A 12,117-nucleotide genomic window follows, 5' to 3' on the forward strand; every position below is an offset into this window, starting at 1 on the left:
AATTGTTAATTTGTGTTTAATCAACGGATGATCAAATACAGTTACTTTACTCATACTTCCTCCTATAAAATAAACTTTATGCTTATTATTATAACATACTAAATTATTTCTATGTTGTTGGCACAAGATTTTTTAAGCCTATTCATAATACTTATACCCATTTTTTGTTCATTTACCCCTTCACAAATCAATAATTTGTAATTAAACTTATCTAATTGTCTGAGGTAAGTGAATATGTTATGTGCAAAATTCAAATAATCATCTCTTTTTGAAATAATTTTTACGTTTTTGAAATTTACATTTTCAGCTGTTTCTTCACATAGGATAAATCCAATATCTTCTGTTTTTATTCCTAAACTATCCACATAATTTTGTATGTTATCCATGTTTCCTTTGATTACTATTAGTTTTGTTTTAGGTGCGTAGTGTTTATATTTTTGCCCTGGGGATTTTGGAATTGTATTAGAATCTATTAATGATTTGTCATATACAACCTCATCTACATATTCTTCCAAATCTTCTTTTGTGTAAAACCCAGGTCTTAGTATTGTGTACGGTTTTTCCGTCAAATCAACTACTGTTGATTCAATTCCAATGTTGCAACTTCCACCGTCCAAAATCATTTCTATCTCACCTTCCATGTCACTGTAAACATCTTGTGCATTTGTTGGTGATGGCCTTCCAGATTTATTTGCAGACGGAGCTGCTATTGGACAATTTGATTTATCTATCAAAAACCTTGCGATTTCATCTGATGGATTTCTGATTGCTACTGTGTCTCCTCCACAACTTACAACATCATTTACTTTATCGCTTTTTTTGAAAATTATGGTTAATGGCCCTGGCCACAAATTATCCATCAATTTTTTTTGGTCTTTTGTTATTTCTGACGATAAATTTCTAACCATTTCTTCGTTAGTCACGTGCAGGATTAGTGGATTATCTCTTTTTCTTCTTTTAACATCGAAGATTTTCTTGCAAGCCTCTTCGTCTAATCCATTTGCACCTAAACCATAAACAGTTTCTGTAGGAAATGCCACTACGCTTCCATTTTTTATTAAACCTGCCGCTTTTTCAAGTGCTTGTATTTTGTTTGTTTCGTATAATTTTTCAATAATTGTATTCATACTAATATCTTTCTAATATAGTTTTCATTAATTTATTTGAATCGTGAACTATATAATCATAGCTTATATCACATACATCTGCTTCTATGATTTCAATTCCTAATTTTTTCATATTCTCGCGATCAGAATCTGTAATATATATAGGAGTTGAATTTTCAATTGATTTATATCTGTATTTTGCGTATTTGTCAACTTCCTTTGAATTAACCACAATTTTATCGATTATATTCGAATTCGCATGGTCAATTATAGCATTTACATGGTCTGTAACGCTGTAACCATTTGTCTCTCCAGGCTGAGTCATGATATTTAATATATAAACAACATCTGCTTTTGTTTCTTGCAATGCTTGTGAAATATCTCTGACTAACAAATTAGGTATTATAGATGTGTACAAAGAACCTGGACCTAAAAGTACAATATCAGCATCCATTATACTGTCGATGGATTCTTTTAATGGAAGTAGTAATTCTGGAGATGTGAAAACTCTTTTGATTTTACCACCATTTTTTCTATTCAAAAATGTGATATTGGATTCGCCTTCAATTGTCGATCCATCTTCCAATTCAGCGAACAATTTGACATTGTCCAATGTCATCGGCAAAACTTTACCAGTAATAGCAAGTACATTACTTATTTCTTTTATGGCTTCATCAAAATCACCGCAAATATCATTCATGGCGGCGATTAATAAATTTCCCAAGCTTTGTCCTTTTAATTGACCGTTTGTAAATCTATAATTAATTAATTTTTCCATGGTAGGTTCTGTATTAGCAAGTGCTACTAGACAGTTTCTAATATCTCCAGGAGCAAGCATTCCTAAATCTTCTCGTAATACTCCACTTCCTCCTCCATCATCAGCCACTGTTACGATTGTCGTTATATTTGAAGTGAAGTTTTTTACGCCTCTTAATAAAATTGAATTACCTGTTCCTCCACCTATTGTTACGATTTTTTTACCAAAATTTTTGGTCTCTGTGGGATACATAAACTTTTTCTCCATTTCCTTCAAGCTTTTCAGTCAAAGCTTGTGCTATTGCAACGGACCTGTGCTTTCCGCCGGTGCATCCTATTCCTATAACCAAGTTTGTTTTTCCTTCTTTTGCATATTTTGGAATCAAAAACTCCAACATATCCAATAATTTATCTAAAAATTCATTTGTTTCATCAAATCCAAACACATATTCTTTAATATTCGTGTTAAGACCGGATGATTTTTTTAATTCCTCAATGTAATAAGGGTTTGGAAGAAATCTAACATCAAATATCAAATCCGCATCCAATAAAATTCCATGTTTGAAACCAAAAGATACCACAGATATCGCAAGTCTTGTGTCGACATTTTCAAGTGAAAATGCAGATAAAATTTTTCTTCTCAATTCTCCTAATGTTAGATTCGATGTGTTAATAATAAAATCAGCTGCATTTCTTGCTTCACTTAGAAGTTCTCTCTCATTAGCTATTCCTTGGGAAATATTACCATTAATTGCTAATGGGTGTGGCCTTCTGTGTTCTTTGTATCTTCTTATTAGAATCGCATCAGAAGCATCTAGATATAAGATTCTGACATCTATACTTTGGCTTTTCAAAAGTGTGATGGACTTCATCAAATCATCGAAGAACTCTCCACCTCTGATGTCCATTACACAAGCAATTTTATTTATTTTTTTCTTGCTTTTAGTTGTCAAATCAATAAAACTCAATAACAAAGACGGTGGCATATTATCCAGTGTATAATATCCCAAATCTTCGAAAATATCGCTGCTAGCAGTTTTCCCTGCTCCACTCATTCCTGTGATAATTACAACTTCCATGAATTCTCCTAATCGATGTTTATAATTCTACTAATATCCAACCCTGACTCAATTACTCTTTCGATGCTGTCATTCACATTTGCAATATTTTTTCTGTGATGAGCATCACTTCCTAAACTAAATTTAACATTATAATGTGAAGAAATTTTGATTTCTTCTACGGACAAGTGTGGATGATGATTGTTTATTTCCATAACTGTGTTTGTTTTTTCGCATGTTTGTGCGATTTTTTCGATATCCACATCTATTTTATCTCCAGGATGTGTTATTATGAAAATATCATTATTCTCCAATGCTTTTACCATAGCATTCGTATTCAAATTTATCATTTTTTCTCTTACAGATTTTCCCATCCAACTCATTCTTTTTAAAACGTGATAATTGTAAAAAGATTTCTTATCTACAAATTTTACACCATCATGAAATCCAAGATTTATGAAATCAAAATATTTCTTCTCATCTTCTCTGATATCTATCTCGCCGTTATATCCGATAACGTTGGCTTCAACTCCCATTAATATTTCGATATCGTCATATTTTTCTTTTAATCTGTCTATTTCTTCTCTTTGTTGTGGAATTAGTTTTCTTTTAATTCCATACATCATATGACCTGGGCCATGATCTGTTATACTAATTGTTTTTAAATTTTTATTTCTAGCTTCTTTTACGATTTCTTCAATCGTACTTTTTCCATGATTGTTACGACTATAAACGGAATGAACGTGATATTCTCTGGTTAATTTTATTTTATTTTCCACCGATAATTCTCACTTCTGGTTCTAATTTGACATCAAATTTGTCCATTACAACTTTTTGCACATGTTCTATAACAGCTACAACATCGGAGCATTTTGCTTCACCAACATTTACTATGAATCCACAGTGTTTTTCACTAACCATCGCATCATTGTATCTGTATCCTCTAAGACCAGCTTCATCTATTAATTGTCCAGCAAAATAGCCTTCAGGTCTTTTAAATACAGACCCACAAGAAGGAAGTTCCAGCGGTTGTTTTGAAGTTCTTCTTTCAGTATATTCATGATAGTTTCTGAAGATTTCCTCTTGGTCACCTTTTTTTAACAAAAATTCAACTTCTAAGACAATTAATTTTTCATCTTGAACTCTTGAATGTCTGTAGGAAAAATCCATCTCATCACAATTAAAATATTTTACATTCAAATCTGTATCAATAACCTTAACTCTGTGAACAATATCTTTCATTTCTGTTCCGTATGCACCTGCATTCATTGTAATTGCCCCTCCAATGTCTCCAGGTATGCCACTAACAGCTTCAAACCCAGCATAGGAGTTGTTAATAGCTAATTTACTAACAGCGCTCAATAACGCCCCTGATTTTGCAGTTAAAATATTACCTTCAATTTTCATATCGTTGAAATTATCGTGTAATTTAATTACAACTTCTCTCAAGCCTTCATCGCTAACTAACAGATTCGATCCATTACCTATAATCCTGTAAGCAAAATCATTTTGTTTTATTAATTGAATGGCATTTATTATTTGTTCTTCATTTTTAGGAAATATCATAACATCACAGCTACCTCCAATTTTGAAAGTAGTGTGATTTTTCATTGGCTCATCGTATAAAATTTCTCCGATATTTTTACCATCAAAAACTTTTTTATAAATGTTCATAAGCTTGCTCCGCACTGTACAACGTTCCAAAAATTATAATTACATCGTCTTTGAAATGTTCAATAGCATAATCCACGGCGTCATTTACATTTGGTTTTGCGACAACATTATCGCTGTAGGCTTCGATTTGTTTTTTCAAATCTTCTGCTTTCAATGCTCTTGGTGAATCTGGAGTAAATGTTACAAATGCCTTTGCATTTTCGTGAATTAATTTAATTTCTTCATCGTAGTCTTTGTCTTTCAATACTCCATAAACAAATACTATTTTCTTATCTCCAAAAACAGATTCTATTGATGATTTCAATGCTTTTACACCATCCGCATTGTGTCCACCATCGTAAATTACTGTAGGATTGTGTCTAATCACATCAAATCTCGCTGGAATATACGCATTCTTAAAACCTTTGATGATATCTTCATCAGACAAATCGAGCTCATCTCTTAAAACATCAATTGCACTTAGTGCTAACTGTGCGTTGAATAATTGATATTTTCCCACTAATCTAGTTTCAATGTGTAAGTTTTTCCAATCAAAAGAGTTGTGTGTTGCATTTATTTCTATATTTTTGGCTTCATTGAAATCACAAATATATAACTTGTTGTTTCTTTCCTCTGCAACTTCTCTGAACACATCTAATACACTTTCTTGTTGATCATAAACCACACATCTACCATTTTCTTTCATGATACAAGCTTTTTCATAAGCTATTTCTTCCAAAGTATTTCCCAAATATTCTTGGTGGTCTAATCCAATTTTTGTAATTACGGACAATAAAGTTTCATCTGTAGCATTTGTAGCATCAAGTCTTCCACCCATTCCTACTTCAAGTACAACATATTCACATTTTTGTTCTGCAAAATAATAAATTGCACACAAAGTTATAAATTCAAACGTAGACACCTTAATATCATTATCTTCGATAGTGTTCTTGATAATTTCAAAAATCCTCATGAAATCTTCTTCTGAAATTTCTTTGTCGATTTTAATTCTATCGTAAAAATTAATAATATGAGGTGATGTGAAAAGTCCTGTCTTATATCCATGTTCCTTTAGTGTTTGATAAATAAACGTAGATGTGGAACCTTTCCCATTAGTTCCAGCAACATGGATTATTTTGAAAGTTTTTTCTGGATTGCCTAAAATTTTCAAAGTTTTTTGCATTCTATCCAATCCTAATTTATAACCATCTCTTCCAATTTTATCTAAATATTCATAAATTTCTTCGCTATTCATTTCTATCTCCTAAATTTTAATATATACTTAATTATATCATTACTAGGCCAATATAAAAAACTCGAGCCGTTACGCTCGAGTTTATTTTAATTCATCATTTTTAGTTTTTCAGCTTGATCATAGCTTGTCAAATCATCGATCATTTCTTCGATGTCACCATCTAAGAAATTTTGTAATTGGAATATTGTTTTGTTGATTCTGTGATCAGTGATTCTTCCTTGTGGGAAGTTATAAGTTCTAATCCTTTCAGAACGATCTCCAGTTCCAACTTGAGATTTACGAGCATCTGCCCTATCTTTATTCTTTTCTTCTTCCATCATATCGAATAATCTGGATTTTAAAACTTTCATAGCTTTGTCTTTGTTTTTGATTTGGGATTTCTCATCTTGGCATGTTACTACTAAACCAGTTGGAATGTGTGTTATTCTAACTGCAGAGTCAGTAGTGTTTACGCATTGTCCACCATTACCACTTGCTCTGAACACATCAATTCTCAAATCTTTTTGTTCGATTTTGACATCTACATCTTCTGCTTCTGGCAACACAGCAACTGTCGCAGTTGAAGTGTGAATTCTTCCCGAACTTTCAGTTTGAGGAACTCTTTGTACTCTGTGAACTCCAGATTCGTATTTTAATCTAGAATAAGCTCCCTTACCTTTTACCATCATTACAACTTCTTTAATACCACCAACACCTTGTTGTTGGATATCCATAACTTCTGTAGTCCAGCGTTTCTTATCTGAATACATTTGATACATTCTCAAAAGTTCGCCTGCGAATAACCCAGCTTCATCTCCACCAGCACCAGCTCTGATTTCAATAAATACGTTCTTTTCATCATTAGGATCTTTTGGCAATAACAAAATCTTAAGTTCTTCTTCATCTGCAACTATTTGTTCTTCTAATGTTGCTATTTCTTCTTTTAATAGTTCTTCCATTTCACTATCTCCAGTAGACCCCAACATTTCCTTATCTTCTTCCAAATTCTTCAAGTTATCTTTGTATGATAAATATTTATTAACAACTGGTTCTAAATCAGCATGTTCTTTCATTAATTTCGTCCAATTTTCCATGTCTGCGATAACTTCAGGATCAGCGACTTTAACTTCTAAGTCTTTGAACTTATCTACAACACTATCCAAATTTTCAAACATAATTACCTCCTCGCAATTATTACTCTATCAAAACCATTAAAATCTTTAACGCAGTAGTGATTATTAAATCTGTTATCATCTAAAATTTTAAATATACTCTCTCTTTGATTATAACCTATTTCAAAAGCGAGCATACCATCATCATTTAAATAATCACAAGCTTTGTTGATTATCTTTCTATAAAAATACAGTCCATCATCTCCACCAAACAGTGCAGATCGTGGTTCTTTTAAAATCTTTGTCTCAAGTGAATTGAAATTTTCTTTATCTATATAAGGTGGATTGGATACAATCAAATCATACTTAGAATTCACATTCTCATACAAATCAGAATATATGAACTCAACGTCAGTAGCATTCAAACTCTCTGCATTTTTCTTGGAAAGTTCAATAGCCTTTTTGTTTATATCCACTCCCAAAACTTTTGAATCCAATTCCAAATTCAAAGTGATTGATATTATCCCAGATCCAATTCCGATTTCAAGTATATTGTCAAACTTACGATTAGTCTTGATTATTTCATCTACTAAAATTTCAGTATCAAATCTTGGAATTAAAACATCAGGATCTGTATAAAACTTTCTATTGTAAAAGTACTTAAACCCAAGTATATATTCGATTGGAATATCCTCATCGTAAAGTCTTTTGTATTCTAAAATTATTTTCTCATCATTCTCATTAATCTCATCATTCGAATGAATAATAGAATCAGAAAAACTATAGTTATATAATTTTTCCAAAATCATCAGACAATCAGATTTGTCGAATAAACTGTAAATATCCTTGATTACCATAAATCTTCATCTTCTTTTTCTGGAATAACACTTTTAAGTGCCAATATAGCAACTTCTATCATCTTGTCGTCAGGCTCTCTTACTGTAAAATACTTTTGAACCCAAAGACCCGGTTTTACTAGAAGTGCTGTTAATTTATTGTCGTATTTTCCAATTAATCTGTTAATTTCATAAGAAATCGACACAATCACAGGCAGCAACACAATGCGATACAACATTCTCATCAAAGGATTTGGCCATCCAACTAAACCCAAAACCAAAATAGAAATAATCATCACTGTGAATAAAAAACTTGTACCACATCTTGGGTGAAGTCTGCTTTGTTCTCTCACATTTTCAACAGTCAAATTCATCCCTTTTTCATAACAATAAATGCTTTTATGCTCAGCTCCGTGATACTCAAATACCCTCTTCATATCTTTTGAGTGCGACACAATAAAAAGATATGCGAAAAATATTATTATTCGTATCAATCCTTCTATTAAATTGAAACTAAAAGATGAATGAGTTAGACTGACAAATGAAGTAAAAAAAGTCGGAATAAAAAAGAAAAACAATAATGCCAATGCTACTGATGCGATTATAGAAAACACATTTTCTACTTTTCGAGCATTGTTTTTAAAATGTTTATCGAAGAAATTTTCGCTGTCATCTTCGTAAAAACTTGCCGAATACATTAACGCATCCATACCCAACTTCATCGAATCAAACAAGCTCACAACCCCTCTAATAAAAGGAATCTTCATTAAATTTATTTTATTGTTTTCGAGATTTTTTACAACCAAATCAATTTCTTGATCGGGTTTTCTAACAGCTATCGAATACTTTGAAGGACCTCTCATGAGTATTCCTTCAATCAAAGCTTGTCCTCCAATTGTAGTTTTTTTCATTTCAATTTACCTTTTCATCTTTTATTATCTAATTTTTAACACAAAAATACCAGCACCAAAAAGGCACTGGCAAAAATGCTAATCCATGTTGTATTTTTTCTTGAATTTTTCTACTCTACCACCATGTTCTACAAATCTTTGACGTCCTGTATAAAATGGGTGACATTGACTACAAACTTCAACGTTTATGTTTTCTTTAGTAGATCCTACTTTAAAAGTGTTGCCACAAGAAGCGCAAGTTACTGTAGCTTCGTGGTATTCTGGATGTAAATCTTTTTTCATATTATCACCTCGTTTTTCTCATAATTATTTTCGACTAACCTATTATAACACATGAGTATGAACTTGTCTACAAAATTTGAATATTTAGTTATAAATTTCTTTACAAATTTTGCAAATCATTTATTGATTTTACGAACTCTTTGTTTGTTTTTGTATTCTTAATTATTCTTATTATTTGGTCAGCAATATTTTTATTTTCTTGTGAATTTAACTGTTTTCTAATTTTATTAATCGCAGACAATTCATCTTTCGTAAGAAGTAATTCGTCCTTTCTTGTTCCTGATTTATTTAAATCAATCGCAGGAAATACCCTCTGTTCAGACAAACTTCTATCCAATTTTATTTCCATATTTCCAGTGCCCTTGAACTCTTCAAAAATAACATCATCCATTTTAGAACCTGTTTCAATCAAAGCCGTAGCTAGAATAGTCAAGGAACCTCCTTCTTCGATATTTCTTGCAGCACCGAAAAATCTTTTCGGACCATTTAACGCTAATGGATCAAGTCCACCTGATAACGTCTTTCCTGAATAGGGACTGGTAACATTATATGCACGTGATAGTCTTGTAATTGAATCTACCAATATAACAACATCTTTTTTGTGTTCAACCAGTCTCTTAGCTCTTTCAATCACAATCTCTGCAACTCTAATGTGATTTTGTGGCATTTCATCAAAAGTAGACGCAACTACATCAGCTCCTAAAACAGAACGTTTCATATCAGTAACTTCTTCTGGCCTTTCATCAATCAGCAAAACAATCACATGAATTTCTGGGTAATTTTTCCTGATGGAATTAGCAATATTTTTAAGCAAAGTTGTCTTTCCAGTCTTTGGAGATGCTACTATCAATCCTCTTTGACCCTTTCCAACTGGACTTATCAAGTCCATAATTCTCATGGATACATTGTTCGATTCTCTTTCCAAAGTCAATCTTTCTCTTGGATAAATTGGAGTTAAGTTTTCAAAATCAGGTCTATTTCTCAAATTTTCAACAGTATCACCATTCACGCGATTAACATAAATTAAAGCATTGAATTTTTCTTTGTCCTTTTTCTCACGAGATAATCCTTCAACAAAATCACCAGTTTTAAGCTTAAATCTTCTTACTTGAACAGGAGGAACGTAAACATCGTCTTCTCCTGAATCGTATCCTTCAGACCTTAAAAATCCATATCCATTTTCGTGCAAATCCAAAATTCCTTCAACTTTTAAAGGATCCTTCAAATCCTTATCATCACTAGAAGAAGAATCATCGTAATCTTCGTTTGAATTGTTTCTCTCGTTGATATTAACTTGACTAATAATCTCCTCAATCAAATCTTGTTTATTGTATTTGCTAATTCCCGCAACTCCTACAGCCTTAGCAATAATCTTTAAATCTTGTAATTTTTTTGATTCTAATACATTCTTTTCCAATCAATAACCCCCTAAATTCCTTGGTACAAGAAATACAATCCAAACAACATCAAAACCGCTCCAAGAACTATTTCAATTATCTTAGAAATCTTAGTGTATGAATCATTTTGAATAATTTCTTCAATTTTACCCATCAGTAAAGCAGACATAAATACCAAAAAGCAATTTCCTATACCATAAAACACGAATAATACAATAGAAAACAAAATATTTCTAGTATTAGCCGCAATAGCCATCAACGAAACCAAAACAGGTGTTGAACATGGAGATGCAAAAATAGCTTGGATAACACCAGCCATAAATGCCCCAACAAGTCCAGTTTTTGTAATCTTACTGGACTTATTGAGACTAATAATCTTGATAACATGCCAATTTTGAAAAGCCATAAGAATTAAAAGTATTCCGACAATAATATAAAATAATCTACTAAATTGATTCAAAATCTTTCCAACCAAAGCAGCCGTTACTCCAAAGATAGTGAAAACCAAAATACTACCTAAACTAAATAACAAAGCCACCTTAAAAGATTTTTTCTTATCGTAATTATTTCCCGACAAATATCCTATAATAATCGGAATCATAGGCAATGAACAAGGAAGAAAACTTGTCAAAATACCTGCCACAAGAGAAATAATAGGCGCCAAATAAACATAGTCCTTGACTATTTTCGATAAAAATTGTAATATACTATCCATTTATCATATCCGTAATCAAAATTTCTAATTCATTTTCCTTCAACAAACCCTCGTGAATATATCCTTTTTTACCATTAACAGTAACCTCTTGGAAATACTCATCCATAACACTTTTAGCCTTATCAGAAAACTTAAAATCCTCTTTATGTGGAATAAAAATTTGTGTAGGAGTCACTCTAATCCCTGCTTGTGATGCAAAATCATTGTTCACATTAACTTCAACATCTTTTATAACTGCCTTACCCTTAAACATATTGAAAGTATTGTCAATATATGGAGCCATTTCCTTACAAGGAGAACATTCTATCCATGTAAAATTCACAAAAATAGGCTTGTCATAAGAGAAGAACTTCTCAAATCCAGCATCCTTTCCAGCAAATAAAACATCTTCCTTGTCAACTTCATTATAAGCTTCCTTGAAGCTATTCAAATCTGAAGAATTAGTAGTATCTTCTCCATTTGAATTACTATTATTAACAGACTCCTCTGTCTTAGCTTTATTAGAGTTACTTGCACTATTAATATGCATAACCGGCTTATTCTTTATAAAAAACATCACAGCCACTGCAATTACAATAAATGAAACAACTAAAATAACCTTTGATTTGTTATTTTTCATAACTATTTCCTTTCTATATTCAATCATTCATCCGCAAATATCTATTGATTTACTCTACTATTATATCAAACTTGTGTTTTAATTTACACCTTAGTAATCACACTTGGAATTTTATCCATAAATATCAAGTATTGGCAATAGATATTTATTGTGAATTTGATCTTTCCGTGTCCTGCTACTCTTGTCTAATGAAATGATTGAACCATTGTAATTCTTTATCTAGAACCTCTTTTCTAACGAACTCTCTGAATTATTTTTTATCCATATCTTGCAACCCCCAACCTAACGAAATCTTAGAGCAAACAATCGAAGCTAAGAATATCACCATAGAAAATTTAATGTTTTCATGAGCGAAGCTTCGAACGAGGAAATCTTCATTACTTTTTCTAAAAGAAGATTTCTGAAGTGAGGCTGAGCGATTGAAATCATTAAATTTTA

14 protein-coding genes are annotated in these 12,117 nt (G+C 31.7%); all 14 read right to left on the reverse strand.

Annotated features, from left to right (window positions below; all coding sequences use genetic code 11):
- Positions 1-98 precede the first annotated feature (98 nt).
- Positions 99-1,127: an L-threonylcarbamoyladenylate synthase gene (locus ACLUJM_RS10775; RefSeq protein WP_294684067.1), complete on the reverse strand. Its 1,029-nt coding sequence runs from the start codon at positions 1,125-1,127 to the stop codon at positions 99-101.
- Position 1,128: 1 nt separating this feature from the next.
- The gene (locus ACLUJM_RS10780; RefSeq protein WP_294684065.1) at positions 1,129-2,115 is read right to left on the reverse strand and encodes a gluconeogenesis factor YvcK family protein; all 987 of its coding nucleotides are present in this window, start codon (positions 2,113-2,115) and stop codon (positions 1,129-1,131) included.
- Positions 2,084-2,941 carry an RNase adapter RapZ gene (rapZ, locus tag ACLUJM_RS10785; RefSeq protein ID WP_294684063.1) on the reverse strand — a complete coding sequence of 286 codons (858 nt, stop codon included), beginning with the start codon at positions 2,939-2,941 and terminating at the stop codon, positions 2,084-2,086. The genes ACLUJM_RS10780 and rapZ overlap by 32 nt, the downstream gene beginning before the upstream one ends.
- 8 nt (positions 2,942-2,949) lie before the next feature.
- Entirely contained in the window at positions 2,950-3,699 is a 750-nt protein-coding gene (locus ACLUJM_RS10790) for a PHP domain-containing protein (protein ID WP_294684062.1), read from the reverse strand.
- Positions 3,689-4,594 (reverse strand): UDP-N-acetylmuramate dehydrogenase, encoded by a 906-nt coding sequence (gene murB, locus ACLUJM_RS10795; RefSeq protein WP_412412806.1) that lies wholly within the window; start codon positions 4,592-4,594, stop codon positions 3,689-3,691. Before murB ends, ACLUJM_RS10790 begins: the two co-directional genes overlap by 11 nt.
- The gene (locus tag ACLUJM_RS10800; RefSeq protein WP_294684059.1) at positions 4,581-5,828 is read right to left on the reverse strand and encodes a bifunctional folylpolyglutamate synthase/dihydrofolate synthase; all 1,248 of its coding nucleotides are present in this window, start codon (positions 5,826-5,828) and stop codon (positions 4,581-4,583) included. The genes murB and ACLUJM_RS10800 overlap by 14 nt, the downstream gene beginning before the upstream one ends.
- A gap of 86 nt (positions 5,829-5,914) precedes the next feature.
- Positions 5,915-6,982, reverse strand: coding sequence for a peptide chain release factor 1 (prfA, locus tag ACLUJM_RS10805; RefSeq protein WP_412412807.1), 1,068 nt, complete (start codon positions 6,980-6,982; stop codon positions 5,915-5,917).
- Between the two features lie 2 nt (positions 6,983-6,984).
- Entirely contained in the window at positions 6,985-7,776 is a 792-nt protein-coding gene (gene prmC, locus ACLUJM_RS10810; protein WP_294684107.1) for a peptide chain release factor N(5)-glutamine methyltransferase, read from the reverse strand.
- The gene (locus ACLUJM_RS10815) at positions 7,770-8,666 is read right to left on the reverse strand and encodes a DUF1385 domain-containing protein (RefSeq protein WP_412412808.1); all 897 of its coding nucleotides are present in this window, start codon (positions 8,664-8,666) and stop codon (positions 7,770-7,772) included. The genes prmC and ACLUJM_RS10815 overlap by 7 nt, the downstream gene beginning before the upstream one ends.
- A 78-nt stretch (positions 8,667-8,744) precedes the next feature.
- Complete coding sequence (gene rpmE, locus ACLUJM_RS10820) at positions 8,745-8,948, reverse strand: 50S ribosomal protein L31 (RefSeq protein WP_002836835.1); 204 nt, start codon at positions 8,946-8,948, stop codon at positions 8,745-8,747.
- 100 nt (positions 8,949-9,048) lie between these two features.
- Positions 9,049-10,365: a transcription termination factor Rho gene (gene rho, locus ACLUJM_RS10825; RefSeq protein WP_294684112.1), complete on the reverse strand. Its 1,317-nt coding sequence runs from the start codon at positions 10,363-10,365 to the stop codon at positions 9,049-9,051.
- Positions 10,366-10,376: 11 nt separating this feature from the next.
- Entirely contained in the window at positions 10,377-11,060 is a 684-nt protein-coding gene (locus tag ACLUJM_RS10830; RefSeq protein ID WP_294684113.1) for a cytochrome c biogenesis CcdA family protein, read from the reverse strand.
- On the reverse strand, positions 11,053-11,706 hold the full coding sequence (locus ACLUJM_RS10835) for a thioredoxin family protein (RefSeq protein WP_294684114.1): 654 nt from the start codon (positions 11,704-11,706) through the stop codon (positions 11,053-11,055). Before ACLUJM_RS10835 ends, ACLUJM_RS10830 begins: the two co-directional genes overlap by 8 nt.
- 223 nt (positions 11,707-11,929) lie before the next feature.
- Positions 11,930-12,117: hypothetical protein (locus tag ACLUJM_RS10840; protein WP_412412809.1), on the reverse strand; the 188-nt coding region annotated here is incomplete at its 5' end.

It is taken from the genome of Finegoldia sp., assembly GCF_046991905.1.
Classification (GTDB): domain Bacteria; phylum Bacillota; class Clostridia; order Tissierellales; family Peptoniphilaceae; genus Finegoldia.

Coding starts and splice junctions, on each gene's coding strand:
- ACLUJM_RS10775 (WP_294684067.1), bottom strand. CDS start 1,127: ATGAATACAATTATTGAAAAATTATACGAAACAAACAAAATACAAGCA.
- ACLUJM_RS10780 (WP_294684065.1), bottom strand. CDS start 2,115: ATGTATCCCACAGAGACCAAAAATTTTGGTAAAAAAATCGTAACAATA.
- rapZ (WP_294684063.1), bottom strand. CDS start 2,941: ATGGAAGTTGTAATTATCACAGGAATGAGTGGAGCAGGGAAAACTGCT.
- murB (WP_412412806.1), bottom strand. CDS start 4,594: ATGAACATTTATAAAAAAGTTTTTGATGGTAAAAATATCGGAGAAATT.
- ACLUJM_RS10800 (WP_294684059.1), bottom strand. CDS start 5,828: ATGAATAGCGAAGAAATTTATGAATATTTAGATAAAATTGGAAGAGAT.
- prfA (WP_412412807.1), bottom strand. CDS start 6,982: ATGTTTGAAAATTTGGATAGTGTTGTAGATAAGTTCAAAGACTTAGAA.
- prmC (WP_294684107.1), bottom strand. CDS start 7,776: ATGGTAATCAAGGATATTTACAGTTTATTCGACAAATCTGATTGTCTG.
- ACLUJM_RS10815 (WP_412412808.1), bottom strand. CDS start 8,666: ATGAAAAAAACTACAATTGGAGGACAAGCTTTGATTGAAGGAATACTC.
- rpmE (WP_002836835.1), bottom strand. CDS start 8,948: ATGAAAAAAGATTTACATCCAGAATACCACGAAGCTACAGTAACTTGC.
- ACLUJM_RS10830 (WP_294684113.1), bottom strand. CDS start 11,060: ATGGATAGTATATTACAATTTTTATCGAAAATAGTCAAGGACTATGTT.
- ACLUJM_RS10835 (WP_294684114.1), bottom strand. CDS start 11,706: ATGATTGAATATAGAAAGGAAATAGTTATGAAAAATAACAAATCAAAG.